Source organism: Streptomyces sp. NPDC087787 (genome assembly GCF_044743035.1).
GTDB lineage: Bacteria > Actinomycetota > Actinomycetes > Streptomycetales > Streptomycetaceae > Streptomyces.
Genome location: NZ_JBIUVQ010000004.1, coordinates 216,239 through 242,379 on the forward strand (window position 1 = coordinate 216,239; position 26,141 = coordinate 242,379).

Consider the following 26,141-nt stretch of genomic DNA (forward strand, 5'->3'; position numbering starts at 1 on the left):
GATAGACACAAACCCCCTGGTGGGAGCGTATGGACCGGGAAAACCTCGAGTCATGGTCACCGCAGCCCACTCCCTGCCCCCGCAGGCCGCACCCCGGCCCCGTGTCCCCGCCGTCCGTCATCTGGGCCCCAACTGGTACGCCTCCGTCATGGGCACCGCCGCCGTCGGCACGGCGGGCGCCGCGCTGCCGCCGCACGTCCCCGGACTGCGTACCGTGTGCGCCGCCGTGTGGGCCCTCTCGCTCGTGTGGCTCATGGTCCTGCTGACCGCCCGCACCCTGCACTGGATCCACCACCGCGACCAGGCCCGCGCCCATCTGCTGGACGCGGCGGCCGCGCCGTTCTACGGCTGTCTGTCCATGGCCCTGCTGGCGGTCGGCGGCGGCGCGCTGTCCGTCGGGCGGGACTGGATCGGCGTTCCCGCCGCGGTGGCCCTGGACACCGTGCTGTTCACCGCCGGTACGGCCGTCGGGCTCGCGGCCGCCGTCGCCGTGCCGTACCTGATGGTCGTGCACCACCGGATCGAGCCGCACCAGGCGACGCCCGTGTGGCTGCTGCCGCTGGTCGCGCCCATGGTGTCCGCCGCCCTGGGGCCCGCCCTCGTGCCGCACCTGCCGGCCGGGCAGGCGCGGGCGACCCTGCTCCTGGCGTGTGTGGCGATGTTCGGGCTCAGCCTGCTCGCGACCCTGGTCGTCCTGCCGGTGATCTTCGGCCGCCTTGTCACGGCGGGCCCGCTGCCGCTCGCGCTGACCCCGACGCTGTTCCTGGTCCTCGGCCCGCTCGGGCAGTCCACGACCGCCGTCGGCGCGTTCGCGGACATGGCCCCCGGTGTCGTGCCGGCCCCGTACGCCGGGGGCTTCGGCGTGCTCGCCGTCCTGTACGGCGTCCCGGTGATGGGGTTCGCGCTGATGTGGTTCGCCCTCGCCGCCGCCCAGGTGCTGCGCGCCGTCCGCCAGGGCATGGGCTTCGCGATGACCTGGTGGTCGTTCACCTTCCCGGTGGGCACCTGCGTCACCGGCGCCGCGGCCCTCGCCCGGCACACCCACCTCGCCGCCTGCGGCGCCCTCGCGGTCGCTCTGTACGCCGTCCTGGTGACGGCCTGGGCCGCCGCGGGCGTGCACACCGCCCGCGGGCTGGTCAGCGGCGCGCTGCTCGCAGCGCCTCGCCCAGTACCCGCGGAGCCCGCGCCAGCGACGGCCCGTACCACGTCAGGTGCCGCCCGCTGACCAGCGCGCAGGGCAGTCCTGGGAAAGCCTCGGGGCCGTCGTCGGCGGTGAACCGGTACGGCTCGTCCGGCAGGACGACGAGGTCCGGGGCCGCCGCGCGCAACTCCTCCAGCGGGACGCGCGGATAGCGTTCGGCGTGCCCGGCGTGGAGGTGGTCGACGCCCAGGCGGGCCAGGACGTCACCCGCGAAGGTGTCCCGGCCCAGCACCATCCAGGGCCGCCGCCAGATCGGTACGACGGCCGTCGTGCGGCGCGGCGGCAGGGGCGGCGACGCCCAGGCGGCCTCGGCCTCGTCCAGCCACCGGGGGCGGGCGGTCCCGCCGCACGCGCGCAGCACCCGGGCCAGTTCACGAAAGGCCTGCGGCAGGTCCCTGACCTCGGTCACCAGGACGTCCAGGCCCGCCGCGCGCAGGGCGTCGAGGTCGGGCTTGCGGTTCTCCTCCTCGTTGGCGATCACCAGGTCGGGGGCGAGGGCGGCGATCCGGTCCACCTCGGGGTTCTTGGTGCCGCCGACCCGGGCCACCTCGAGGTCCGCCGGATGCGTGCACCAGTCGGTGGCGCCGACGAGCACGCCGGGCAGGGACACGGCCACCGCCTCGGTGAGCGAGGGGACCAGCGAGACGACCCGCATCAGCGCGACCGGTCCTGTACCGCCTCGATGTGCTCGGCGACCGCGACCACGATCACCCGGGTGTCGGGCACGGTCGCCCGCCAGCGGTGGCGGACCCCGCCGGTCAGGTACATCGTGTCGCCGCGCACCAGCCGGTAGGCCCGGCCCTCCGCCTCGATCTCCACCGCTCCGTCGGCGACGTACATCAACTCGTCGTTGCGGTGCTGGAATTCACGGCCGGCGTCGTGGTCGCCGGTGAACTCCGAGGCGTGCAGCTGGTGGTGGCCGCGCACCAGGGAGCGCACCCGGGGTTCGGGTTCCAGCTCGGTGACCTCGGCGCGTACGACGTCGACGCTGCACGCCGGGTCGGCCGCCGCGAGCAGTTCCACGGCGGTGGTGCGCAGGGCGTCTGCGACCTTCTCCAGGGAGGTCTGGCTGGGCCGGGCCCGGTCGTTCTCGATCTGGCTCAGGAAGGGGACCGACAGACCGCTGCGGTCGGCCACCACGGCGAGGGTGAGCCCCAGCGCGCGGCGGCGCCGCCGGACGGCCGCGCCCACCCGGAGGGGCCGCTCTTTGTTGTCGCCCATCGCTCCGGCTCCCTCCTTCGCTCGTCGGTCCGCTGTTCGCGGGGCCACTGCCCGCGGGCCCGGTTCCGGGCGCTCTCCTTCTGATGGGTTCTCTGCACCCTACGCATGTCCGGCAAACAGTTTCCTGTCGCCGTCACATGCCTGTAAGGATCGCGCGGGTCCGGGGTGCGTGGGGGTGGCTCCGCACGGTTGGCCGGAATCCTCCTGTGGACAAGCGTGCGGGGCGGGCCCGTCCCGCGCATCGCGGACGATGCGGGGCGGCCCGCCCCTTCGGCGGTGTCCGGAGCGGAGGCTACTGCGGGGTCATCCGCGCCGGGATGTCGGGGTGCTGCTTCAGCCAGGCGGCGACGGCCTCGTCCTCGTGGCCCTGACCGCGCTGATTGATCTCGCTCTCCAGGCTGCCGAGCTCGTCCTCGCTCATCCGGAAGTTCTTGATCCACTCGGTGAGCTGCGGGTACTGCTCGGGGAACTTGGCGCTGGAGATGGTGCGCACGGTGTTGCCCTCGCCGAAGAGCTTCTTGTCGTCGGCGAGCTTGGTGAGGTCGTAGCGGCTGTACGCCCAGTGCGGCGACCACAGCACCACGGCCACGGGCTGCTTCCTGGCGTACGCGCGCTTGAGCTCGGCGAGCATCGCGGGCGTGGAGCCGTCGACGACCTTGTACTCCTTGTCCAGGCCGTAGCCGGGCAGGACCTTGGTCTTCAGCAGGTCCATCTCGCCGGTGCCCGGCTCGATGCCGATGATCTTCCCGCCGAAGGTGGACGCCTTGCCCTTGAGGTCCTCCAGGGACTTCACGTCCTTGACGTAGGAGGGCACGGCGATCTCCAGGGAGGTCGGCTCGTACCAGGTGCCGAGGTCCTTGAGCCTGTCCTTGCTCTTGTCCCAGTAGTTCTTCTGGGCGTAGGGCAGCCAGGCGTCGAAGTTGAGGTCGATGTCGCCGCCGGCGAGGCCCGTGTAGACCGGGCCCACGTCCATCTGCTTCATGTTCATCCGGTAGCCGCGGCGCTCCAGGACGTTCTTCCACAGGTGGGTGACGGCGATGTCCTCGTCCCACGGGAACCAGGCGACGTTCAGGGTGCGCTTGGCCTCGGCCGGCTTGGCGTCGGAGCCCCCGGGCAGCGGGGCGAGCTTGTCGACGAGGCCCGGGTTGTCCTTGAGCCAGGCGCGCACGGCGTCCTGCTGGCGGCCCTTGCCCGCCTTGTTGATCTCGGCCTCGAGGCCGGTGAGCTGCTTCTCGGTCAGCTTGAAGTTCTTCAGCCAGTCGCCGACGACCGGGTCCTCGTCCGCGAAGCCCTTGCGGGCCAGCGTGTGCACGCCGTCGCCCTTGCCCCAGGAGCCCTTGGGGTCCTTCAGCTTCTTCAGGTCGTAGTCGCTGTACGCCCAGTGCGGCGACCAGAGCGTGACGACGACCGGTTCCTTCTTGCTGTAGGCGCGCTTGAGCTCGGCCAGCATGGCGGGCGTGGAGCTGTCGACGACCTTGTACTCCTTGTCCAGGCCGTAGTCCTTGAGGACCTTGCTCTTGAGCAGGCCCATCATGCCGGCGCTGGACTCAATGCCGGTGATCTTCCCGCCGAAGGCGGACGCCTTGCCCTTGAGGTCCTCGAGCGAGTTCACGTCCTTCATGTACGAGGGGACGGTCAGCTCCAGGGACGTCGGCCCGTACCAGGAGCCGAGGTCGTCGAGCTCGCTGCCGTACTTCTTCCAGTACTGGGCGTGGGTCGTCGGCAGCCAGGAGTCCGTCTCGAAGTCGACGTTGCCCTGGGCGAGCGCGGTGTAGAGCGGCCCGGCGTCGAACTGGCGGGCATCGACCTGGTAGCCGCGCTGTTCGAGGACCTCCTTCCACAGGAAGGTGGAGGCGACGCCCTCGTCCCACGGGATGTATCCGATGGTGATCTTCTTGCCGTGGCCGACGTCGCCGTCGTCACCGGCGGCCGTCGCGCTGCCGCCGCCCGCGAAGAGGCCCATGCCACCCGCGACCAGGGCGAGGACCACCACGCCGATCACGGCGATCTGCGGCTGCGGCCGGTAGGACCAGATCTTCAGGCCCTTGGCGGCCCGTGCCTTGGCGGCGGCACGCCGGCCGAGCGGCGAGACCTCGGTGCCCAGGGCGCTCGTCATGCGGTCGAGGTAGATCGCGAGGATCACGATGGCGATACCGGACTCGGAGCCGAGACCGACGTTGAGCTGGCCGATGGCCTCGTTGACGTCGCCGCCGAGGCCGCCGGTGCCGACCATGCCGGCGATCGCGGCCATGGACAGACCGAGCATGATCACCTGGTTGACGCCGGCCATCACGGTGGGCAGCGCCAGCGGGAGCTGGACGCGCAGCAGCGTGTTGCGGGGCGTGGTGCCGAACGCCTCGGCCGCCTCCACCAGTTCCTTGTCGACCTGGCGGATGCCCAGCTCCGTCATGCGGACGCCGGGCGCGAGGGCGAAGATCAGGGTGGCGACGATGCCCGCGGAGGCTCCGGTGCCGAAGAACAGGATGGCCGGGATGAGGTAGATCATCGCGGGCAGCGTCTGCATGAAGTCCAGGACCGGCCGGACGACGGCGCTGACCCGGTCCGAACGGGCCGCCCAGATGCCGACCGGCACGGAGACGACCAGCGCGATGATCGTGGCGACGAGGACCAGTGCCAGGGTCACCATCGCGTCCGACCACAGTTCCATGGAGTCGATGAACGCGAACCCCACGAAGGTGAGCACTCCGGCGAGGGAGCCGCGCAGCCACCAGGCGAGCACGGCGAAGATGCCCGCGAGCAGCAGCGGCTGCGGCGCCTGGAGGACGGCGTTGATGCCGTCGTAGGTGCCGGTGAAGACGGCCTTGAAGAAGTCGAAGAGCCAGGACATGTGGCCGAGCAGCCAGTCGACCGCGGAGTTGACCCAGTCGCCGAGCGGGATCCTAGGCACGGGCCACCGCCTTGTCGCCGCCCTTGTCCCGCGGCGCGTCGCAGCTCACCTGGGTGCTCTGCTCGTCGCCCAGGAAGCCGACGAGCCGCCGGCGCGGGACGATGCCGACCAGGTCGTGGTCCTCGTCCAGCACGGCGACCGGGTGGGGCACGCGGGCGCTGATCGCGCACAGCTCGGTGAACGGGGTGTGCGGGGTCGCGGTGTCGCAGCCGCAGTCCGCCTCGTCACCGCGCACGTCGCGGTCCATGACCGACTCCGCGGTCAGCACCCGGGACCGGTCGACGTCCTGGGTGAAGGAGGCGACGTAGTCGTCGGCGGGGCGCAGCAGGATGTCCTCGGCGGTGCCGGTCTGCACGATGCGGCCGTCGCGCATGACGGCGATCCGGTCGCCCAGGCGCATGGCCTCGTTGAGGTCGTGCGTGATGAAGACGATCGTCTTCTTGAGCGTCTTCTGGAGCTGGAGAAGCTGGTCCTGCATGTCGCGCCGGATCAGCGGGTCCAGGGCGCTGAAGGACTCGTCCATCAGCAGCAGGTCGGCGTCGGTGGCCAGGGCGCGGGCCAGGCCAACCCGCTGCTGCATGCCGCCGGAGAGCTCGTCGGGCCAGGAGGACTCCCAGCCGGCCAGACCGCACAGGGCGAGCGCCTCGTCGGCGCGGCGTTCGCGCTCGGCGCGGGGCACGCCCTGCACTTCCAGACCGTAGGCGGCGTTCTCGCGGACGCTGCGGTGCGGGAAGAGCGCGAAGTGCTGGAAGACCATGCTGATCTTCCTGGAGCGGACCTCGCGCAGCTCGCGGTCGCTGAGCGCGGTCAGGTCCTGGCCGTCGAAACTGACGGTGCCCGCGGTCGGCTCCAGCAGCCCGTTGAGCATCCGCAGGAGCGTGGACTTGCCGGATCCGGACAGGCCCATGACGACGAAGATCTGGCCGGGATCGACGCTGAACGAGGCGTCGATGACGGCGGCGGTGGTACCGCCGGCGCGCAGATCCTCGCGGTCGGCACCCTGCCGTAGCTTTTCCACTGCCTCGTCCGGTCGTCGGCCGAACACCTTGAACAGGTGCTGGGCCTGAAGTCTTGAAGACACGCGTACCTCTTGTCTCGGGGCCAGGGACAGGACGCAGAGGGCCGCTAACAGTTGAGGAAAGCAACCACCTTCGATCCGAGGCGCGCCTGCCCAGACCCTTTTGGCTCAAACCAAACGTGGCCTGGTTCACAATGCCCTCGCCTCACGGCCACCGGGAATGCACGGTTTCCGCCGTCGGGTGACTGTCGGTGCCGTACGGCATGATGCGGGACGTGACCGGACGACTGATGCTCCTCGACACCGCCTCCCTGTACTTCCGCGCCTACTTCGGCGTCCCGGAGTCGATCAGGGCCCCGGACGGCACGCCGGTGAACGCCGTGCGCGGGCTGCTCGACTTCATCGACCGGCTGGTCAGGGACCACCGGCCCGACCGCCTGGTGGCGTGCATGGACGCGGACTGGCGTCCGGCCTGGCGGGTGGAGCTGATCCCCTCCTACAAGGCGCACCGGGTGGCCGTGGAGCACACCGGCGGCCCGGACGAGGAGGAGGTGCCGGACACGCTGTCCCCGCAGGTCCCGGTGATCGAGTCGGTCCTGGACGCGGTGGGCATCGCCCGGGTGGGCGTGGCGGGGTACGAGGCGGACGACGTGATCGGCACGTTCACCGCGCGGGCGGGCGGCCCGGTCGACATCGTCACCGGCGACCGGGACCTGTACCAGCTGGTGGACGACGCCCGCGGGATCCGGGTGCTGTACCCGGTCAAGGGCGTCGGCACGCTTCAGGCCACCGACGAGGCGGCGCTGCGGGAGAAGTATGGGGTCGACGGCCCGGGGTACGCGGATCTGGCGCTGCTGCGCGGCGATCCGAGCGACGGGCTGCCCGGCGTGCCCGGCATCGGCGAGAAGACGGCGGCCAGGCTGCTCACCGAGTTCGGCGACCTGGCGGGGATCATGGCGGCAGTCGACGACCCGAAGGCGAAGCTCACGCCGTCGCAGCGCAGGCGGCTCGACGAGGCGCGGCCGTATCTCGCGGTGGCGCCGAAGGTCGTGCGCGTCGCAGCCGACGTCCCGCTGCCGGACGTGGACACGGCGCTGCCGCGCGTCCCGCGCGATCCGGCGGCGCTCGAGGAGCTGGCGGCCCGCTGGGGCCTGGGAGGTTCACTTCAGCGGCTGCTGACCACGCTGGGGGCGTGACGGCCGCGGCGACACCCGCCGCTCCCCGGACGGGAGGGGTACTCGCCGGGGAGAAGTGTTAACTTAGGTAAACCTAAGCAAGGGGAACTGGGAGGCCGTCATGGCAGAACGTCCGGCGCGCAAGCAGCGCAGGACCCACTCCGCGCAGGTCGTCCGGACCGAACGGCTGACCCCGCACATGCAGCGCGTGGTGCTCGGCGGGGACGGCCTGGCCGACTTCTCGGCGGACAGCTGCACGGACCACTACGTCAAGCTGCTGTTCCCGCCCGACGGCGTCACCTATCCCGAGCCCTTCGACCTCCAGCGGATCCGCGAGGAGCTGCCGCGCGAGCAGTGGCCGGTGACCCGGACGTACACGGTGCGCGCCTGGGACCCCGGCCACCGCGAGCTGACCCTGGACTTCGTCATCCACGGCGACGAGGGGCTGGCCGGCCCCTGGTCGCTGCTGGCGCGCCCCGGCGAGACCGTGCGCTTCCTCGGTCCCGGCGGCGCCTACGCCCCGGACGCGAGCGCCGACTGGCACCTGCTGGCCGGTGACGAGAGCGCCCTGCCGGCGATCGCACGCTCTCTGGAGGCACTGCCCGAGGGTGCGACGGCCCACGCCTTCATCGAGGTCGCGGGCCCCGAGGAGGAGCAGAAGATCGACTCCGACGTGGAGGTGGTCTGGCTGCACCGCGGCGAGCGGCCGGTCGGCCGGGCGCTGGTGGAGGCCGTACGGGCGCTGCCGTTCCCCGAGGGCCGGGTGCACGCGTTCGTGCACGGCGAGGCCGGGTTCGTGAAGGAGCTGCGCCGGCTGCTGCGGGTCGAGCACTCCGTTCCCCGCGAGAGCCTGTCGATCTCCGGGTACTGGCGGCTCGGCCACGACGAGGACGGCTGGCAGGCCTCCAAGCGGGACTGGAACGCCCGGATCGAGGCGGAGCAGGAGGGCGCGGCGCCGGCCGCGTGAGCCACGCACGAAGCGGCGGCGGTACCGGGTCGGTACCGCCGCCGCTTTCGCGTGGCTCAGACCGACCGCTGGTAGGAGTGGAACGTCCGTATGGACAGCCATACCGCGGCCACCGCGAGGGCCAGCAGCGCGCCGCCCCGGCTCCCCACGACGCTCCAGTCGGGATGCGCGGACATCGCGGAACGGCCCGCCACCATCGCCCAGTTGAGCGGGTTGAAGTCGGCGATGTGGCGCATCCAGCCGGGCATCTGCGCGGGGGCCATGAAGGCGGAGGACAGGAACGTCAGCGGCAGCAGCAGGAAGGTGTTGATGCCGATGATGGACTCCCGCTCCTGCACAAGCATGCCGAGCGCGTTGGACAACGCCCCGAAGACCGTGCCGAGCAGCACCGAGGCGAGCACCAGGATCAGGACGCCGCCGACGCCACCGGGGAAGTCGGCCCCGCCCAGCAGGCCGAGCAGCACGATGACGACCGACTGAAGGGCGGTGACCAGGCCGTTGTGGACCACGTTGCCGTTCATCAGGGCGGCCCGGCTGACCGGGGTGGTCAGGAACCGGTTGAGGGTGCCGCGCTGGATCTCCTCCAACGTGCCCATGCCGGCCCACATGTTGGAGCTGAGCGCGCTCATCACGACCACGCCCGGTACCAGGTAGTCCAGGTACGAGGTGGTGCCGAAGCCGCCGAGTTCGACGACCTTCCTGAAGAGGCTGCCGAACAGGAACAGCCAGATCACGGGCTGGATCAGGGTGATGACCGCGTAGGCGGGCTGGCGCGCGAACACCATCATCTGACGCTGGGTCATGTACCAGGTCTGGGAGATCGCGGTGCTCATCGGGCACCTCCGGCGAGGGCGAGGGCCTCGGCGCCGGCGGCTCCGCTCTCGGCCTCCGCCTCGGCGTAACGGCGGCCCGCGTAGCGGAGGTAGACGTCGTCGAGTGAGGGGCGGGCCACGGTCGCCGCGGTCACGGTGACTCCGGCGCGCTCCAGGCCTGCGAGGAGCGCGGGCATCGCGGCGGCTCCGTCGTCGGCGCGGGCGCTGATCCGGCGCCCGTCGATCAGCACCTCGTGCACGCCGGGCAGGGAGCCCAGGGTGCCGGCGAGCAGCGTGCGCCCGGCCTCGCCTACCGCCGCCCGCAGTTCCATGTGGACCGCGTCGCCGCGCAGTTCGCCCTTGAGGGAGTCCGGGGTGCCCTCGACGACGACCCGGCCGCGGTCGACGATGGCGATGCGCTCGGCGAGCCGGTCGGCCTCCTCCAGGTAGTGGGTGGTGAGCAGGATGGTCAGTCCCTCCTCGCCGGCCAGGCGGCCGATCTCGTCCCACATCGCCGTACGGGCCTCCGGGTCGAGGCCGGTGGTGGGCTCGTCGAGGAAGAGGACCTCGGGCCGGTGCACCAGTCCGAGAGCGACGTCCAGGCGCCGCCGCATGCCGCCGGAGTAGCCCTTGACCGGGCGGCGGGCGGCGTCGGCGAGGCTGAACCGCTCCAGCAGTTCGTCGGCCCGCCGGTCCAGGCCGGCGCCCTTCAGACCGTAGAGCCTGCCCTGGAGCCGGAGGTTCTCGCGGCCGGTGGCGACCGGGTCGGCGCCGGAGTTCTGCGCGACCACGCCGATGGCGCGCCGCACCCGGTCCGGGTGGCGCAGCACGTCGTGGCCGGCCACGGTCGCCTCGCCGGAGTCGGGGCGGGCCAGAGTGGTGAGGATCTTGACGGTGGTGGACTTGCCGGCGCCGTTCGGGCCGAGGAGACCGAAGACGGTACCCGGCTCGACGGTGATGTCCATGCCGTTGAGGGCGGTGACGTCGCCGGAATAGGTCTTGGTCAGCCCGCGCGCCTCGACGGCGGGTGCCCGGGTGGGACTCATGGCGGAGCTCTCCTGGATGAGTGGTGCGTGGACGGGTGGCGAAGATCGCCGAATGATCCACGTGAGAGCGCCGGGCTATCCTGGGTGTGCCGCACCTCGATCGCCCGGAGAAGCCTCACGGTGGATTCGGCTTCGGGGTTCGAAACCCCGGCGGGACTGCTGCAACAGCCCTGCCGGGGTCTGTCTCATGACAAGTTCACTTCTGGTAGTGGCGTTCCTCGGCTTCCTTGAACTCCGCGGGGATCTCCCCCGTCTCGTGGAACCGGCGCCAGCCCTCGACGCCCGGCAGCGAGCCCTCGCGGATCTCGCGGGCGAAGCCGCGGACCCACTCCGTCTCCGCCTCGGCCATGTGCTGGTGGTACTCGACCTCTATGAGGAACAGGCGCGGCAGCGTCTCGTGGAGCTTGTCCAGCACCGCCCGTCCGCTCGCCACCCGCATCTCCAGGGCGGTCAGCCGTTCCTCCAGCAGCCGCAGGACGTCGTCCGGGGGCAGCGCCCCCAGCAGGGAGAGCGCGGTCTCGAAGATCGGGTACTCCTTGGCCGGCACGGCCACGAGGTCCGACAGCCACCGCGTCATCTCCTCACGGCCGGACCCGGTGAGCGCGTAGATCGTGCGCTCGGGGCGGTTGCCCCGCCGCTCGACGTCGACCACCTCGACGAAGCCGCGCTCCTCCAGGTTCTGCACGACCGTGTAGAGCGAGCCGTAGTTGATCTTGGTGCTGGCGTCCTTGCCCTGACGGCGCAGGGTCTGCGCGATCTCATAGGGGTGCATCGGCTTCTGCCAGAGCGTGGTCATCACGGTCAGCGCGAGCGGATTGCTCAGCCTTCTGCGCCCGCCGGCCATCACCGTCACCTCGCTTCCGAATATCCGGACACGAACATATCGCGTCTCGGCAGGCACGTCAATGCACGCGATATATCGTGGCTCCGGAGGGAAGTGGCGTTTCAGCATCAGTCCCCCCTTCGGGGGGGCGTGCAAGCTCCTGCCCACAGGCAGCCGTCGGCGCACCGGTTACCCGGGCCCGTGGGCGGCCTCGTAGGCTTTCGGTCGATGCGACGCAAGACCCGTACCCCGCCCTCTCCCCTGCCTCAGCAGCGCGGGGTGGACCCCGTGCGGGTACGGCTGCCCGCCGCCGGGTCCTGGGCGACCGTGCGGGCGTATCTGGTGGAGCGGTTGTCGGGGGCCGGGCCCGGGGTGGTCGGGGCCATGGTCGACGCGGGCCTGGTCGTCGGGGCCGACGGACGGGCGGTGGCGACGGACGCGCCGTACGAGCCCGGCATGTACGTGTGGTTCCACCGGGAGCTGCCCGAGGAGGTGCCGGTGCCCTTCCCGCTCCGGGTCGTGCACCGCGACGAGCACCTCGTCGTCGTCGACAAGCCGCACTTCCTCGCCACCACCCCGCGCGGTTCACACGTCGCCGAGACGGCGCTGGCACGACTGCGCCGGGAGCTGGGCATCCCCGCGCTGAGCGCCGCGCACCGCCTGGACCGGCTCACCGCCGGGCTGGTGCTGTTCACGGTGCGGCCCGAGGAACGCGGCGCCTACCAGGCCCTGTTCCGTGACCGGCTGGTGCGCAAGGAGTACGAGGCGGTGGCGCCGTACGACCCGGCACTGACCCTGCCGCGGACCGTGCGCAGCCGGATCGTGAAGGAGCGCGGGGTCCAGGCCGCCCGCGAGGTGGCGGGCGACCCGAACGCCGTCACGCGCGTGGAGCTCGCCGGGCACCGCCCGGACGGGCTCGGACGGTACCGGCTGGTGCCCGCCACCGGGCAGACGCACCAGCTGCGGGTGCACATGAACGCGCTGGGCGTACCGATCCTGGGCGACCCCCTCTACCCGGTGGTGACCGGCCCCGTGCCCGCCGGTGACTTCCGGCGCCCGCTGCAACTGCTCGCGCGGACACTGGAGTTCACGGACCCGGTCACGGGGGCGGAGCACCGGTTCACCAGCGGGCGGACGCTCCGGGCCTGGTCCGACTTCGCGGGGTGGGCGGGCCGTCAGTAACCGCGCCACCAGCGCAGGAGGCGCTGCCAGGCGCCGTGGGGGCGGGCCGCGCCGGCGGCCGGTGCGGTGTACGGGTCCTCGGCGGCCGGTGCGACACCCGGCTTCACGGCGACACCCGGCTCCACGGCCGCCGCCGGCTCCGGCACCGCCGAACCCGTGGCCGACGGCTCCGGCGACCGCTCCGGCCGCCGTCCCGCGGTCGCGGTGCCGATCTCCCACTCCGGGCGTGACGGCTCAACCGGGTGCGGGGTGTGGCTCGGCCTGGATCGCTCGTCCTGCTGCGGCCGCGGCGTGAACCGCACCGGCAGCTCCAGCAGATGGCGGGAGGCGATCGACTCCGTCCAGCGCAGTTCCATCTCCTCGCAGTCGAGCCGGACGTCCGGCAGCCGGGTCAGCAGCATGTCGACGCCGACGTCGGCGATGGCACGCCCGACGTCCTGGCCGGGGCACTCGTGCGGGCCGCCGCCGAAGGCGAGGTGGGAGCGGTTGCCCTGCATGTCCGCCGTCGGACCGGGCCGCACCCGGGGATCGGCGTTGCCCGGCGCGATGCCCAGCAGCAGCCCGTCACCCCGGCGGATGCGCCGGCCACCGAGTTCGGTCTCCTGCTTGGCGAAGTAGCCGAAGATGGTGCTGAACGGCGGCTCGTCCCACAGCGACTGCTCGACCGCCTCCGGCACGGTCATCTGACCGCCGTTGAGCTGGGCCCGGAAACCGGGCTCGGTCAGAACCCGGCGCACGGTGTTGGCCAGCAGGTTGGCGCTGGCCTCGTAGGTGCCGATGAGTACGACGCGCAGATGCTGGCCGACCTCCTCGTCGGTCAGGCCCGCCGGCTGGTCGATGAGGTGGCTGGTGAGGTCGTCCTCGGGCCGGGCCCGGCGGCGGACGGTGAGCCGCAGCAGGCAGTCCATGATGTACTCGTTGCTGGCGATCGCCGTCTCGGTGCCCTTGAGCATGTCGCGGGCGGCCTGCACGATCCGGTCGTTGTACTCCTCCGGCATGCCGAGGACCTGGCACATCACCGCCATGGGCAGATGCTCGGTGAACCGGGCGACGAGGTCGGCGCGGCCCGTCTCGCAGAACCGGTTGACCAGGCGCTGGGTGGCCCGGCCGATGTGGCGGCGCAGGGCGCGGAAGTCGATGAACTCCAGGGCGCCCTGCACGGCGCCGCGCAGCCGCCTGAGTTCCTCGCCCTCGGCGTGCGCGCAGATCGGCTGCCAGGCGATGTGCGGCATGAGCGGATGGTCGGGCTTGACCGTGCCGTCCCTGAGTGGCGTCCAGATACGGCTGTCCTTGGTGAACAGCGAGGGGCTGCTCACCATGTGCAGGTTCTCGGCATGGCCGAGGACCACCCACATCGGCACGTCGTCGTGGAGCAGTACGGGCGCCACCGGGCCGTACTGCTCGCGGAGTTGCTCGTAGAGCACTCTCAGGTCCCGCGCCTCGTGGAGCCGGTGCAGCCCGCCGGGCCCGGTGCCGTGCACGGGGCAGCCGGGCGGCGGGGCCGGGGCGAGGTCGTCCGGACCGGTCGGGGAATCGGGTTCAGGCGTCACGGCGGTCGCTTTCGGGGAACGGAACAGGTGTGGATGCGCGGACGGGCCGGCCGGCGCGCATCAGACGGGCGAGCCGGTCACGGCGAGGGAGTGCAGGAAGCGTGTCAGCGTCAACAGCACGTCACGGCTGGAGGAACGGCGCCGCGCGTCGCACTCGACGATCGGGATCTCCTCGGGCAGGTCGAGCGCGGCACGCAGCTCCGGGACCGGGTGACGGGGGGCGTCCGGGAAGGAGTTGACGGCGACGACGAAGGGCACGCCGCGCTCCTCGAGGCGGCCCATGACGTCGAAGCTGACCTCCAGCCGGCGGGTGTCGGCCAGCACCACCGCGCCGAGCGCGCCCTCGAACAGCCCGTTCCACAGGAACCAGAAGCGCTGCTGGCCGGGGGTGCCGAAGAGATAGAGCACCAGGTGGTCGCTGACGGTGATGCGGCCGAAGTCCATCGCCACGGTGGTGGCCGTCTTGGACTCCGAGCCGTAGTCGTCGTCGACGCCGATCCCGGCCTGCGTCATCGTCTCCTCGGTGGTCAGCGGCCTGATCTCGCTGACCGAGCCCACCATGGTCGTCTTGCCGACCCCGAAGCCACCGACGATCACGATCTTCGCCGCGGTCCGTACCGTGTGCGGCAGATGGTCCTCGGTACGCGGGCCGGGGAGGGCGTCAGAGCCTTTGAAGTCCATGCATCACCGCTTCGAGGAGGTGTCGGTCGGGGACCGCCCGGCGGACGATCGGCGCGCGGGCCTGCACAAGGCCGGCCGCGAGCAGCTCGGTGATCAGCGCCGTCGTCGCGCTGAACGGCAGGCCGAGGTAGGCCGACAGCTCGGCCACGGACAGCGGGGCGGCGCACAGCCGCACCAGCGCCACCTGCTCCGGGGTGGCGGACGGCGGCGGCTCGGTGCGCGCCACGATCAGGGTCACCAGGTCGACGGCCGCGCGGGCGCCGTCCTCGCCCGCCCCGGCGACCACGTACAGCCGCTCGGGGTTCTTCTCCTCGCCCTGCCCGGCGGGTTCGGGGGGCGGCGGGGGCGGTTCGTGCCCGGGGGAACGCCTCTGGCGCCGCGGAGGGCTCATACGGTCTGCCCGCCCCGCCGCGGCGGACTGGTCAGGTGGGCGCCGATGCGGACCACGAGGTCGCGCATGCGGGCGCTCATGAGCCCGGGTTCGGTGCGGATGTCGGCGAGCACCGCGAGATAGGCGTTGGCCCCGGCGGACATGAGGTAGAAGTAGCCGCCGTCGATCTCGATGACGACCAGCTTCATCCGGCCGTCGCTGCCCGGGATCTCCACGGCGACGGCGGACGCGAGGCTCTGGAGTCCGGCGCAGGCCGCGGCGACCCGGTCGGCGGCGTCGCCGTCGCCGCCGTAGCGGGCGATGCGCAGGCCGTCGGCCGAGAGGACCACGATCATCCCGATGCCGGGCACGCTGTCGTGGAGCTCCTTGAGCATCCAGTCGAAGTTGGCTCGCTGCTGGATCACTTGAGGTCCCCCTCGTCGTCGGCCCGGACGTCGGCCTCGGCACGGGCCGGCTCCTCGATCAGGTGGAGATACGCGGTCGGTTCCCGGGTGAACGCGGTCGGGTCCGGACCCGGGTTGTCCTTCTTCAGCCCGTCCCAGAACGCCTCGACCCAGAGTCCCGGTTCGGGGTCCTTCCTGCTGGGCGCGGTCACGGGTCCGGACGCGGCCCGCGCCGTCCCGCCCTCCCGCCCGGCCCGCTCGGCGGCGGCCTGGTCGGCGACGCGCCGGCCCAGTGGGGCCCTGGCCCGGCTGCGGCGCTGCGGCAGGCCGCCCGCCGTCCACTCGGTGACCTCGGGGACCTCGTCGTCCGCCGGAAGAACCGCGGCGGGGACGCGGGGGCTGGTGGGGCGGCGTCTCTTCGGGGCGCGCTCGGGGCCCGCCACCGCGTCCTTGCCCGGACGCGGCACGGAGGTGGCGCCGATGCCGTGGGCGAGCCCCGGAGCGGGTTCGGTGGTCGTCATCTCGCCGGGCACCACGAGGACCGCGCGGACACCGCCGTACGCGGAGGCCCGCAGGGAGACCTGCATCCGGTGCTTCGCGCACAGCCGTCCCACGACCGCGAGGCCCAGGCGGGGGGTGTCACTGAGGTCCAGCGGATCGACGCCGGCCTTGGCCGCCTCGAGCAGCCGCTCGATCCGGGCGCGTGTCTCCTCGTTCAGGCTGACGCCGCCGTCCTCGATCTCGATGGCGACGCCGGTCTGCACCTCCACGGCCGTGACGTGCACTTTGGTCTGCGGCGGCGAGTAGCGGGTGGCGTTGTCGAGGAGTTCGGCCGCGGCGTGGATGACGGGCTCGACGTCGACGCCCTTGATGTTGACCTTGGCGATGGAGTGCAGCTCGATCCGCCGGTACTCCAGGATCCGGGACATGGCGCCGCGCAGCACGCTGTAGAGCGTGACCGGGTTGGGCCACTGGCGGCCGGGGCGGCCGCCGCCGATGACGGAGACGGAGTCGGCCAGCCGGCCGATCAGCGCGGTGCCGTGGTCGATGCGCAGCAGGTCGTCGAAGACCTCGGGGCTGCGGCCGTGGTCCTCCTCCATCTCCCTGAGTTCCCTTGCCTGTTGGTGCACGATCGCCTGGACGCGCCGGGCGATGCTGACGAAGGCGCGCTGGGTGGAGTCGCGGATGTTCTCCTCGTCGTCCACGATCTTGAGGATCATGCGCACCACCGCGCGCTGCGACTGGGGGATCCCTCGCCACTCGGGGTGTCCGTCGACGATGTCGCGCATCACCTCGGCGGGTGTGTGATTGCCGCGCAGGTGGTCGATGGCGGCGGGCAGGACGTCCGAGGCGAGACGGTGGATCTCCCGGTCGTGGGCGGCCAGGCGCCCTTCCAGGTCCGCGGTGCGCCGGGCGTACTGGGCCCGCTGTTCCCGGATGGCGCGCCCGCGGCGCACCGCCTCGGCGCCCGTGGTGAGCACCAGCAGGGTGGCGACGGCGCCGCAGCAGGCGACGGCGAGGCGGGCCGGGTCCGGCACCAGGGCCACGGCGGCCCCGGTGGCCGCCGCCATCACCAGTGCGGGCAGCAACAGCACGCGCGCGTAGGGAAGTTCACGGCCACCGGGGGGCGATTGAACACTCACCATGTAAGCCCTCTGAGGAGAATCGGCTGGGTTCGGGCAGCTTCCAGTGGGGGTACGTCATGAAATCGACGCGGATTTCGGCGCGTTCGAGGACGCTTGGGAGCAAGCTCGCGAACAACCTCAACTCGCTGCGCCGCGGGCGAGCATAATCCGGTCGGATCATCGCCATGTCATATTCAGCAAGGGCCTGAAACGGGGCGCACGACGGGAGTACGCTCGGGGCATTTGCACACCCCGACACGATTCGAACACGCACGGTGACGCGGTACGGACATACGAAAACCACGTGGCCCCGGCAGCACTCGCCGGGGCCACGTGATCCATGCGATCGTCCGGCTCCCTACCCGACCGAGGAATAGGCCACGACGCCCCGGAGCAGCCCGTCCACCGCCTTGCGCGCGTTCCTGGCCACCGAGGAGCCCTCCACCGGCGCCGCCGCGGAGATCTGGCCCAGCACGTCGATCACCTGCTTGCACCAGCGCACGAAGTCGCCCGCCGGCATCTCCACCTCGCGCAGCACCTCGTCCAGGCCCTTGCCGGAGGCCCACATGTACGCGGCCCAGGCGAAACCGAGGTCGGGCTCACGCTGGCCGACCCCCTCGGTCTGGTTGATGCGGAAGTCCTCCTCCAGCGCGTCGAGGCGGCCCCAGATCCGCACCATCTCGCCGAGCGCGGCCTTCGCCTTCCCCGAGGGCAGCTTGGGCGCCATCGCGTCGTCGCTGACCCGCGCCTCGTACACCAACGCCGAGACGCACGCCGCGAGTTCGGCCGGCCCCAGTCCCTCCCAGACCCCCTCGCGCAGGCATTCGCTGGCCAGCAGGTCGAGTTCGCCGTACAGCCGGGCCAGCCGCTTGCCGTGCTCGGTGACCTCGTCGCCGCGCAGGTAGTCGAGCTCCGTCAGCAGCGCGACGATCCGGTCGAAGGTGCGCGCGATGGTGTTCGTACGCCCCTCGATGCGGTGCTCCAGATGCCTGGTGTCGCGCATCAGCCGGTGGTAGCGCTCGGCCCAGCGGGCGTGGTCCTCGCGGTCGTCGCACCCGTGGCAGGGGTGGGCGCGCAGCGCGGCGCGCAGCCGGGCGATCTCGCGGTCGTCGGCCGCCTGGGAGCGCCGCTTGCGGTGCCGCTCCGCCGAGATGTGCCCGGCCTTGGTGCGCAGCGCGGAGGCGAGGTCGCGGCGGGACTGCGGGGAGCGCGGGTTGAACGACTTCGGGATCCGCATCCGCTCCAGCGGCTCCACGGGCACCGGGAAGTCGATGGCCGCCAGCCGCTTGACCTGCCGCTCGGCGGTCAGCACCAGCGGGCGCGGGCCGTCGTGGTACTCCAGGCCGCGGTGGCCGTTGGAGCGGCCCGCGGGCAGGCCCGGGTCCAGCACCAGAGCCAGGCCCGCGAACTTGCCGGTGGGGACGTGGATGACGTCGCCCGGCTTGAGCTTCTCCAGGGCGACGGCGGCCTCGGCACGCCGCTGGGCCGCGCCCTGCCGCGACAACTCGGTCTCACGGTCCTTCAGTTCCCGGCGCAGCCGCGCGTACTCCGTGAAGTCGCCGAGGTGGCACGTCATGGAGGCCTTGTAGCCTTCGAGGCCCTCCTCGTTGCGCTGCACCTGCCGGGAGATACCGACGACCGACCTGTCCGCCTGGAACTGCGCGAAGGAGGTCTCCAGCAGCTCGCGCGAGCGGTGCCGGCCGAACTGGTCCACCAGGTTGACCGCCATGTTGTACGACGGCCTGAAGCTGGAGCGCAGCGGATAGGTGCGGGTGCCGGCCAGGCCCGCCAGGTGCTCGGGGCTCATACCGCGCTGCCACAGCACCACCGCGTGGCCCTCGACGTCGATGCCGCGGCGGCCGGCGCGGCCGGTGAGCTGCGTGTATTCGCCGGGGGTGATGTCGGCGTGCTGCTCGCCGTTCCACTTCACGAGCTTTTCCAGGACCACCGAGCGGGCCGGCATGTTGATGCCGAGGGCGAGGGTCTCGGTGGCGAAGACCGCCTTGACCAGGCCCTGCACGAACAGTTCCTCGACGACCTCCTTGAAGGTCGGCAGCATGCCCGCGTGGTGGGCGGCGATACCGCGCTCCAGGCCCTCCAGCCACTCGTAGTAGCCGAGGACGTGCAGGTCCTCGGCCGGGATGGCGGCGGTGCGCTCCTCGACCAGGGCGCGGACCCGCTCGCGCGCCTGCTCGTCGTTGAGTCTGAGGCCCGCGTACAGGCACTGCTGGACGGCGGCTTCGCAGGCGGCGCGGCTGAAGATGAAGGTGATCGCGGGCAGCAGGCCCTCGGCGTCGAGGCGCTCGATGACCTCGGGGCGGCTCGGGGTCCAGATCCGGGACCGCTGTCTGCGTTCCCGCTCGCGGTCGGCCTCGCGCATCGCACGGCCGCGCCGGCGGTCCTGGAACGAGGGGCGGCTGGCCTCCATCCGCGCCATGCGCGTGAGGTCGGGGTTGACCGCCCTCCGCCGGCTCTCGCCCTCCTCGAACAGGTCGTACATCCGGCGCCCGGCCAGCACGTGCTGGAACAGCGGCACGGGCCGGTGCTCGGAGACGATCACCTCTGTGTCGCCGCGGACGGTGTCCAGCCAGTCGCCGAACTCCTCGGCGTTGGACACGGTCGCCGACAGGGACACCAGGGTCACCGACTCCGGCAGGTGGATGATCACTTCCTCCCACACGGCGCCGCGGAAGCGGTCGGAGAGGTAGTGCACCTCGTCCATGACCACGTAGCCGAGACCGAGCAGGGTCTGGGATCCCGCGTACAGCATGTTCCGCAGCACCTCGGTGGTCATCACGACCACCGGGGCCTCGGAGTTGAGGCTGTTGTCGCCGGTCAGGAGGCCGACCTTGCCGCTGCCGTAGCGACGGCACAGGTCGGCGTACTTCTGGTTCGACAGCGCCTTGATCGGCGTCGTGTAGAAGCATTTCCGGCCCTGCTGGAGGGCGAGGTGGACGGCGAACTCGCCCACGATCGTCTTGCCGGAGCCCGTGGGCGCGGCGACCAGTACGCCCTTGCCCGCCTCGAGCGCCTGGCAGGCCTCGATCTGGAACGGGTCGAGACCGAAGTCGTACATCTCGCGGAAACCCGCGAGCGCGGTGGCCTGCTCGGCAGCTCGCCTGCGCGCTGCCGCGTACCGCTCGGCCGGTGAGAGGTCCTCTGTCATCGTGCTTTCGAGCGTACCGGGCCGCACCGACAACAGGACGATCATTATCCCGATCGCCCCGGGCGTGGAAAAGCCGGCCGCTCGCGGTGCGAGCGGCCGGCCGGGGAATCCGTGATGGTGATCAGGTCACGTCGTCGTACCCGTTGACCCGGTCCGTGTCGGTCTGCTCGGGCAGGGCGCGGCGGGTGGTGACGGGTTCGACCTCGCCGATCTCCTCGGGTGTGAGGTCGAGTTCGGAGGCCTCGTCGTCCGACGGTCCCAGCGCGGCCAGCCGGTCCTTGCGCCGGTCGTTGAGCAAGGAGATGAGCACCGCGACGAAGTACAGTGCGCAGATCGGTGCGGCCAGCGCCAGCATCGTCAGCGGGTCGGGGCTCGGCATGGCGACCGCCGCGAAGGCCGTGATGCCGACGACCATGCCCCGCCACCAGCCGAGCATGCGCTTCCCGGACAGGATGCCGGTGAGGTTGAGCATGACGAGCAGGAGCGGCATCTCGAAGGAGAGCCCGAAGACGACCACCATGCGCGTGATGAGGTTGAGCAGGTCATCCAGCGGCAGCAGGTTGTCGACACCGCTGGGGGTGAAGTCGATCAGCACCCTGGCGGTGGTGGGCAGCACGTGGTAGGCGAAGTAGGCGCCCCCGAGGAAGAGCGGGAAGCCGGCGGCGACGAACACGTAGCCGTACTTCTTCTCGTGCTTGTGCAGCCCCGGGGCGACGAACGCCCACAGCTGATAGAGCCAGACCGGCGAGGCCAGCACCACGCCCGTCATCAGCGACACCTTCAGCGCCAGCGTGAACGGCTTCAGCAGGCCGTTGATCGTGAGGTGCGCGCAGGCGCCGTTCTTCTCCGACTTGGCCAAGTCGAGGAAGGACTGCCCACACCCCACCGAGTCCAGCACCGGCTTGGTGATGAAGTTGACGATGTCCTTGTAGAAGAAGGCGGCGACGATCGTCACGACCAGGATCGCCAGGACACCTTTGCCGAGCCGGTTGCGCAGCTCACGGAGGTGATCCGCGAGCGACATCCGCCCCTCGGGGTCCTTCTCCTTCTTGCGGGCAGACTTCAGCAACCCACACCCTCATCTCGTGCAGCGGACCGGAAGGCCTCCGGTCGTCCGGTCAGCGCTGAGTCGTGTCCGTCGGCTCGTTGACCGGGCGAGAGCTGGTCGTGTCACCGGGCGCGGCCTGAATCGTGCGCTGGGCCGGGGACTGCTGCTCCTCACCGGCCGGAGTCGCCGAGCCGGCCGCAGTGGTCGACTTCTCGTCCTTCATCGCCTTGGCCTCGCTCTTGAGGATGCGCGCGGACTTGCCGAGCGAGCGCGCCATGTCCGGAAGCTTCTTCGAGCCGAACACCAGGACGATCACCAGAACCAGGAGCACCAGATGCCACGGCTCAAATGCGCCACGGAACATAAAGTCTTCACCTTCTCACTGAGGCGGGGTGGCGGACATGTCCGACCACTCGGACAGGTGTCCGGCCATCGTGCCGGCTAGCAATCCTAACGCCCGGGGGTGAACGCTGAGCGATCCCCGTGCGTACTCCTGCTGGGGCGGCCCATGCCTCTTACGCGGGCCATGACCAGCAGCGTACCCGGCCACAGGGGCAGGATGGCAGGGCGTGTCGATCAAAAACCCGCAGCGCTCGGGACTTCCGGGACTTTCCCGGCAGGACTCACCTCGAGTCCACCGCCCGGGCGGCGCTCAGACTCGCCCGCTCCAGGTCCTCGGCGGCCCGGTTGATGCGCCGCGCCGACTCCGTGACCTGACGGCCCAGACGCTGCGCCTCGACGAAGACCCGGACGGCGAGCACCGCGAGCACGGCCATTCCCAAGAACCCCACGGCCACCGCGGCCATCGCCCACATCATGACGGCGAGCCTAGAGGGGCCGAGTGCAGGCGCAGGGTGCTGACCCCGCCGCCGGAGAGCAGTTCCACGATCCGCTCGCCGGCCGGCTTGCGGACCGTGGTGCCGCAGTCGGGGCAGGTGAAGGAGTAGAAGGTGGTGCGGCTGCTGGCGCCGATCACCAGACGCAGCGCGCTCGCGGTGAGCTCGAACCTGCCCCGGCAGTCGGGGCAGCCCGCCCGGAAGACGACCGGAGTCACGCTCCGCATTCCGGCGAACGCCGCCGCCACCGACATCTCGCGCACCCCAGCCGTCGCCGACTCGCTCAAAGCCCCTGCTCCTGCCTGTCGTACCGACCGTCGTGAACCACGTCCGCACCCCGGGGCTCCCCCGCCGCCACGGCACCGTCGTACGCCGACTCGTAGGCCGCCAGGGCCTCACGGGCCGCCTGCCGGGCGCTGTCGGCCAGCTCCCGCGGGGCGACGATCCGGCCGTCGCGGCCCAGACGCAGCGCCAGCCGTCGCAGCGACGCCGGATCCGGGGTGCGCAAAGTGATACGCAGCCCGCCGTCCGGAAGCTCATCGGCGCTGTCGTGCGGGTAGTACTCGGCGACCCAGCGGCCTCCGGGACCGACCTCGACGACCACCTCCGGGTCCTCAGCGGCCGGCTGCACCAGGGCCTGGGACAGGTCGCGCAGCTCCATCTCGGGCGGCGCCGAGGGCTCGTCGAGGATCTTGATCTCGGCGACCCGGTCGAGCCGGAAGGTGCGCCGCGCCTCGGAGCGGCGGCACCATGCCTCCACATAGGTGTGCCCGACGCTGACCAGGCGAATGGGGTCGATCTCGCGCTCGGTCACCTCGTCGCGGGCGGGCGAGTAGTAGCGGATCCACAGCCGGCGGCGCTCGGAGATCGCCCGGTCCACGTCGGCGAAGACCCCGCCCTCGGACTCGAAGGTCACCGACAGCCGGGAGCTGGCCCCGGCGGCCTCGCCTGCCGCGGCCTCCACCTTGGCCGTGGCACGCAGCAGCGCCTGCCGGTCGCTCTCCCGCAGTCCGGGGAGCGTGGCCACCGCGCGGGCCGCCACCAGCAGCGCGGTCGCCTCGTCGGCGGCCAGCCGCAGCGGCTCGGCCGCCTCCGCGCCGAGCGCGGCCGGGTTGTGCCACCAGATGCGCTCGCCGTCGGTGTCGATGTCGAGCAGGTCGCCGCCGCGGAAACTCGTACCGCACATGGGCAGTACGTCGAGGTCGGAGACCAGCTCGTCCTCGGTGATGCCGAAGGCGCGCGCCACGTCCTCGATCCGGGCGCCGGGGCGCTCCCTGAGGTACGTCACCAGGGAGAGCATCCGCCGGGTCTGGTCGATGGCGCTCGTGGGCCTGACCGGTTTGCCTGCCACAGTGTCGCTCCGCTCCCCCTCAGCCCCTGGCCACGGCACGCAGCCGGTCCAGCACGTCCGCCCGCAGCTCGGCCGGCTCCACTACCACCACGTCCGGCCCGAACTCCACCAGCCAGGCGTCCAGCCCGTGCCCGTACGGGATGTCCAACTCGTCCCAGCCGTCCCCGAGTTCCCGCACGGCGGTGGCCTTCGCCCGAAGGGGGTAGCCGGCGTCGGCGCGCAGCCGGATCCGCGCGGAGCGGTCGGCGCTCTCGCCCGCCCAGCTCGCCACGGTCTCGCGAACGGTGACGACGTCCGGGACGGGCGCGGTGAAGCCGCTGCCCCGGGAGCGGACCCGGCCGGTGATCCTGGAGAGTCGGAAGACCCGCTCGGCGCCGCGGTCGCGGTCGAAGCCGGCCAGGTACCAGTGGCCGCGCCAGCACTCCAGCGCCCACGGCTCGACATGCCGGGTGCCGGGCTGGGCGGCGTTGGCCTTGCGGTAGTCGAAGACGACCGGCCGGCGGTCGCGGCAGGCCAGCATCAGCGGCTCGAAGGCGGCCTCGTGCACCGGGATACGGGGCTCCAGCGCACTGTGCGCCTCGTAGGGGTCGACGTCCTCGGGCAGTCCGGCCGCGCGCAGCTTCTGCAGGGCGCCGCTGGCCGCCCCGGCCAGCCGGGCCTGCTGCCAGACCTTGGCCGCGAGACCGAGCGCCGCGGCCTCCTCCGCGTCCAGGGTGATGGGCGGCAGCCGGTTGCTGTCCCGGCGGGCCAGATAGCCGACCTCGCCGTCCAGGCTCTCGACGGTCTCGATGACCAGCCCGAGCTCACGCAGGTCGTCCTTGTCCCGCTCGAACATGCGGTTGAAGGAGTCGTCGGACGCGGCGGCGCCCTTCTCGGCCCCGGAGCCGACGCCTCTGTCGCGGCCGGAGGCCACGCCTCTGTCGCGGCCGGAGGCCTCGACGTAGGCCTCGATGGACTCCCGCAGCTCGCGCTTGCTCAGCGGCCGCCGCGTCCCGAGCAGGCACAGCGCCAGGTTCATCAGCCGCTCGGCCTTGGCAATGGCCATCGACGCCCTTCACCTTCCCTATGGTCCTTACGACCGATGACCGTACCGCCCCGCGGCGTAAGGACAAAAGCCGAGGCCCACGCCCGAACAGGCATGGGCCCCGGATGATCGGATCCCGCGCGGATCCGATGCGGGACGATCAGACCGCGACCAGGTCGCAGACGAAGATCAGCGTCTCGCCGGGCTTGATCCGGCCACCCGCGCCGCGGTCGCCGTAGGCCAGGTGCGCCGGGATGGTCAGCTGGCGGCGCCCGCCGACCTTCATGCCCTGAACACCCTGGTCCCAGCCGGCGATGACCTGGCCGACACCGAGCTGGAAACGGAGCGGCGTACCGCGGTTCCAGGACGCGTCGAACTCCTCACCGGTGGAGAAGGCCACGCCGACGTAGTGGACGGAGACGGTGTCGCCCGCCTTGGCCACCGGTCCGTCGCCCTCCCAGATCTCCTTGATCTCGAGGTCCGCCGGGGGCTCGCCGCCCGGGAAGTCGATCTCGGGCTTCTCGATGCTCACGTGCTTCTCCTGCTCATCTACAACAAGACAACCTGAACAGTCTTACATCCCCGCCGGGTGCGTGCCCGCGCCGGGAGACCGCTGCGCGGTGCTACATCGCCGCCAGGATGTCCACCGTGAAGACCAGCACGGAGTCCTTCTTGATGCCGCTGTTGGGGGGCGGGTTGTCGCCGTAGCCCAGGGCGGGCGGGACGACGATGAGGACCCGGCTGCCGACCTTCTTGCCTGCCAGTCCTTCGGCCCAGCCCTTGACGACCTGCTGAAGGGAGAACGAGGTCAGCGAGTCGCGCTTGTACGTCGAGTCGAACTCCTTGCCGTCCGCCCACAGCACACCCTTGTACTGGACGAGCACGGTGTTCTCCGGCTTGACCACGGGGCCGTCGCCCTCGATCACGTAGTCGGCCACGAGCTTCGTGGGCGCGGCCTTCTTGGGCACGGTGATGGACGGAGCGGCGCCGTCGGTGTTGGTGCCGACCTTGGGCAGGTCCGCGTTGTCCTGGGCGACCGTCCTGCCCTTGGCCGAGCTCTTGGAGTTGAACGTGTCCTGGAGGTCGACGACGAACACCAGTGTGTCGGTGCCCTTGATCCCGGCCTGGGCGTTGCCCTGCGTGCCGTATCCCCAGGTGGGCGGCACGGAGAACAGGACGCGGCTGCCCACCTTCTTGCCGGCGAGGGCATAGCGCCAGCCGTCGATGATCGTGCCCTGGGCGAGCTGGATGACCAGGGGGGCCTTGCGGTCGTAGGAGTTGTCGAAGAGCTTGGCCGTGTCCCAGATCTGGCCCAGGTAGTGCGCCTGGACGTAGTCGTTCTCCGCGATGGTGCGGCCGCCGCCCGCGATCACCGTCTTGACGGCGATGTCCTTCGAGGGGGCACCACTGCCCTTGGCGACGGTCGGCTTCTCGCCGAACTTCGTGCCCGCGGTGATCTCCGGCAGCGGCCCGGAGACGATCTTCGGCGACGGCGCGGCGGACGGCTCGGAGGGGGACGGCGTCGCGCTCTCGCTGGCCTTGCTCGAAGCGGTCTTGTCGTTACCGCAGGCGGCCAGGGTGACAAGTCCCGCGGGTACGGAAAGAAGAAGTGAGCGTCGGCGCACGGTGGGGGCCTCGTAATCGGTCGATCTTCTGATGGCGTGCGCGCAACTCTACGGTGTGAGCGGGGCGCCGTACGGGGAACGTACGGCGCCCGTGTGGCGTTCCGGGGC

At 71.5% G+C, this 26,141-nt stretch carries 25 protein-coding genes; 4 read left to right on the forward strand and 21 right to left on the reverse strand.

Features of this window, described 5'->3' with window-relative positions; translation table 11 throughout:
* Nucleotides 1–52 precede the first annotated feature (52 nt).
* Nucleotides 53–1,225, forward strand: a complete 1,173-nt coding sequence (locus ACIOWN_RS08895; protein ID WP_401981230.1) for a TDT family transporter — start codon at nucleotides 53–55, stop codon at nucleotides 1,223–1,225.
* Here ACIOWN_RS08895 and ACIOWN_RS08900 read toward each other — a convergent pair.
* From ACIOWN_RS08900 to ACIOWN_RS08915, 4 genes are all read right to left on the reverse strand, one after another.
* A complete protein-coding gene (locus ACIOWN_RS08900) occupies nucleotides 1,137–1,856 on the reverse strand; it encodes a helical backbone metal receptor (RefSeq protein ID WP_362346940.1) in 720 nt (239 codons plus the stop codon). The two genes, ACIOWN_RS08895 and ACIOWN_RS08900, sit on opposite strands and share 89 nt — an antisense overlap.
* Nucleotides 1,856–2,422, reverse strand: coding sequence for a helix-turn-helix domain-containing protein (locus tag ACIOWN_RS08905; protein ID WP_100567780.1), 567 nt, complete (start codon nucleotides 2,420–2,422; stop codon nucleotides 1,856–1,858). The genes ACIOWN_RS08900 and ACIOWN_RS08905 overlap by 1 nt, the downstream gene beginning before the upstream one ends.
* Before the next feature lie 292 nt (nucleotides 2,423–2,714).
* Nucleotides 2,715–5,330 carry an ABC transporter permease/substrate binding protein gene (locus ACIOWN_RS08910; protein ID WP_401981234.1) on the reverse strand — a complete coding sequence of 872 codons (2,616 nt, stop codon included), beginning with the start codon at nucleotides 5,328–5,330 and terminating at the stop codon, nucleotides 2,715–2,717.
* Nucleotides 5,323–6,411, reverse strand: coding sequence for a glycine betaine/L-proline ABC transporter ATP-binding protein (locus ACIOWN_RS08915; RefSeq protein ID WP_362346937.1), 1,089 nt, complete (start codon nucleotides 6,409–6,411; stop codon nucleotides 5,323–5,325). Before ACIOWN_RS08915 ends, ACIOWN_RS08910 begins: the two co-directional genes overlap by 8 nt.
* Nucleotides 6,412–6,614: 203 nt before the next feature.
* Here ACIOWN_RS08915 and ACIOWN_RS08920 point away from each other — a divergent pair, with 203 nt between their 5' ends.
* Both ACIOWN_RS08920 and ACIOWN_RS08925 read left to right on the forward strand, forming a co-directional pair.
* The gene (locus ACIOWN_RS08920) at nucleotides 6,615–7,544 is read left to right on the forward strand and encodes a 5'-3' exonuclease (RefSeq protein WP_362347232.1); all 930 of its coding nucleotides are present in this window, start codon (nucleotides 6,615–6,617) and stop codon (nucleotides 7,542–7,544) included.
* Nucleotides 7,545–7,644: 100 nt separating this feature from the next.
* Nucleotides 7,645–8,490 carry a siderophore-interacting protein gene (locus ACIOWN_RS08925; protein ID WP_362346935.1) on the forward strand — a complete coding sequence of 282 codons (846 nt, stop codon included), beginning with the start codon at nucleotides 7,645–7,647 and terminating at the stop codon, nucleotides 8,488–8,490.
* Nucleotides 8,491–8,546: 56 nt separating this feature from the next.
* Here the strand turns inward: ACIOWN_RS08925 and ACIOWN_RS08930 are convergent, their stop codons facing one another.
* The 3 genes from ACIOWN_RS08930 to ACIOWN_RS08940 all read right to left on the reverse strand — a co-directional run bounded on the left by ACIOWN_RS08930 (nucleotide 8,547) and on the right by ACIOWN_RS08940 (nucleotide 11,192).
* Entirely contained in the window at nucleotides 8,547–9,323 is a 777-nt protein-coding gene (locus tag ACIOWN_RS08930) for an ABC transporter permease (RefSeq protein ID WP_362346933.1), read from the reverse strand.
* Nucleotides 9,320–10,348, reverse strand: a complete 1,029-nt coding sequence (locus ACIOWN_RS08935) for an ATP-binding cassette domain-containing protein (protein ID WP_362346931.1) — start codon at nucleotides 10,346–10,348, stop codon at nucleotides 9,320–9,322. The genes ACIOWN_RS08930 and ACIOWN_RS08935 overlap by 4 nt, the downstream gene beginning before the upstream one ends.
* 196 nt (nucleotides 10,349–10,544) lie before the next feature.
* Nucleotides 10,545–11,192 (reverse strand): PadR family transcriptional regulator, encoded by a 648-nt coding sequence (locus tag ACIOWN_RS08940; protein WP_362346930.1) that lies wholly within the window; start codon nucleotides 11,190–11,192, stop codon nucleotides 10,545–10,547.
* Nucleotides 11,193–11,399: 207 nt separating this feature from the next.
* Between ACIOWN_RS08940 and ACIOWN_RS08945 the strand changes: the two genes are divergently transcribed.
* On the forward strand, nucleotides 11,400–12,353 hold the full coding sequence (locus ACIOWN_RS08945; RefSeq protein WP_401981238.1) for an RluA family pseudouridine synthase: 954 nt from the start codon (nucleotides 11,400–11,402) through the stop codon (nucleotides 12,351–12,353).
* Here ACIOWN_RS08945 and ACIOWN_RS08950 read toward each other — a convergent pair.
* The 14 genes from ACIOWN_RS08950 to ACIOWN_RS09015 all read right to left on the reverse strand — a co-directional run bounded on the left by ACIOWN_RS08950 (nucleotide 12,347) and on the right by ACIOWN_RS09015 (nucleotide 26,033).
* Nucleotides 12,347–13,903 carry a cytochrome P450 gene (locus tag ACIOWN_RS08950; protein WP_401981241.1) on the reverse strand — a complete coding sequence of 519 codons (1,557 nt, stop codon included), beginning with the start codon at nucleotides 13,901–13,903 and terminating at the stop codon, nucleotides 12,347–12,349. The two genes, ACIOWN_RS08945 and ACIOWN_RS08950, sit on opposite strands and share 7 nt — an antisense overlap.
* 60 nt (nucleotides 13,904–13,963) lie before the next feature.
* A complete protein-coding gene (locus ACIOWN_RS08955) occupies nucleotides 13,964–14,584 on the reverse strand; it encodes an ATP/GTP-binding protein (RefSeq protein ID WP_362346925.1) in 621 nt (206 codons plus the stop codon).
* A complete protein-coding gene (locus ACIOWN_RS08960; RefSeq protein WP_362346923.1) occupies nucleotides 14,565–14,975 on the reverse strand; it encodes a DUF742 domain-containing protein in 411 nt (136 codons plus the stop codon). Before ACIOWN_RS08960 ends, ACIOWN_RS08955 begins: the two co-directional genes overlap by 20 nt.
* On the reverse strand, nucleotides 14,972–15,379 hold the full coding sequence (locus ACIOWN_RS08965) for a roadblock/LC7 domain-containing protein (protein WP_100567769.1): 408 nt from the start codon (nucleotides 15,377–15,379) through the stop codon (nucleotides 14,972–14,974). Before ACIOWN_RS08965 ends, ACIOWN_RS08960 begins: the two co-directional genes overlap by 4 nt.
* Nucleotides 15,376–17,004 carry an ATP-binding protein gene (locus tag ACIOWN_RS08970; protein ID WP_362346921.1) on the reverse strand — a complete coding sequence of 543 codons (1,629 nt, stop codon included), beginning with the start codon at nucleotides 17,002–17,004 and terminating at the stop codon, nucleotides 15,376–15,378. Before ACIOWN_RS08970 ends, ACIOWN_RS08965 begins: the two co-directional genes overlap by 4 nt.
* 337 nt (nucleotides 17,005–17,341) lie before the next feature.
* Complete coding sequence (locus ACIOWN_RS08975; protein WP_362346920.1) at nucleotides 17,342–20,194, reverse strand: DEAD/DEAH box helicase; 2,853 nt, start codon at nucleotides 20,192–20,194, stop codon at nucleotides 17,342–17,344.
* 76 nt (nucleotides 20,195–20,270) lie between these two features.
* Nucleotides 20,271–21,218, reverse strand: coding sequence for a twin-arginine translocase subunit TatC (tatC, locus tag ACIOWN_RS08980; RefSeq protein WP_362346918.1), 948 nt, complete (start codon nucleotides 21,216–21,218; stop codon nucleotides 20,271–20,273).
* Between the two features lie 49 nt (nucleotides 21,219–21,267).
* Nucleotides 21,268–21,561: a Sec-independent protein translocase subunit TatA gene (gene tatA / locus ACIOWN_RS08985; protein ID WP_358737153.1), complete on the reverse strand. Its 294-nt coding sequence runs from the start codon at nucleotides 21,559–21,561 to the stop codon at nucleotides 21,268–21,270.
* A 259-nt stretch (nucleotides 21,562–21,820) separates the two neighbouring features.
* Nucleotides 21,821–22,015, reverse strand: a complete 195-nt coding sequence (locus ACIOWN_RS08990) for a hypothetical protein (protein ID WP_362346916.1) — start codon at nucleotides 22,013–22,015, stop codon at nucleotides 21,821–21,823.
* Complete coding sequence (locus ACIOWN_RS08995; RefSeq protein WP_362346915.1) at nucleotides 22,012–22,320, reverse strand: hypothetical protein; 309 nt, start codon at nucleotides 22,318–22,320, stop codon at nucleotides 22,012–22,014. Before ACIOWN_RS08995 ends, ACIOWN_RS08990 begins: the two co-directional genes overlap by 4 nt.
* Complete coding sequence (locus ACIOWN_RS09000; RefSeq protein WP_362346913.1) at nucleotides 22,317–23,384, reverse strand: WYL domain-containing protein; 1,068 nt, start codon at nucleotides 23,382–23,384, stop codon at nucleotides 22,317–22,319. Before ACIOWN_RS09000 ends, ACIOWN_RS08995 begins: the two co-directional genes overlap by 4 nt.
* Before the next feature lie 19 nt (nucleotides 23,385–23,403).
* The gene (locus ACIOWN_RS09005) at nucleotides 23,404–24,429 is read right to left on the reverse strand and encodes a helix-turn-helix transcriptional regulator (protein WP_401981247.1); all 1,026 of its coding nucleotides are present in this window, start codon (nucleotides 24,427–24,429) and stop codon (nucleotides 23,404–23,406) included.
* 139 nt (nucleotides 24,430–24,568) lie between these two features.
* Nucleotides 24,569–24,940 (reverse strand): FKBP-type peptidyl-prolyl cis-trans isomerase, encoded by a 372-nt coding sequence (locus ACIOWN_RS09010; protein ID WP_100567760.1) that lies wholly within the window; start codon nucleotides 24,938–24,940, stop codon nucleotides 24,569–24,571.
* A 91-nt stretch (nucleotides 24,941–25,031) separates the two neighbouring features.
* The gene (locus tag ACIOWN_RS09015) at nucleotides 25,032–26,033 is read right to left on the reverse strand and encodes an FKBP-type peptidyl-prolyl cis-trans isomerase (protein WP_362346910.1); all 1,002 of its coding nucleotides are present in this window, start codon (nucleotides 26,031–26,033) and stop codon (nucleotides 25,032–25,034) included.
* Between the last annotated feature and the right edge of the window lie 108 nt (nucleotides 26,034–26,141).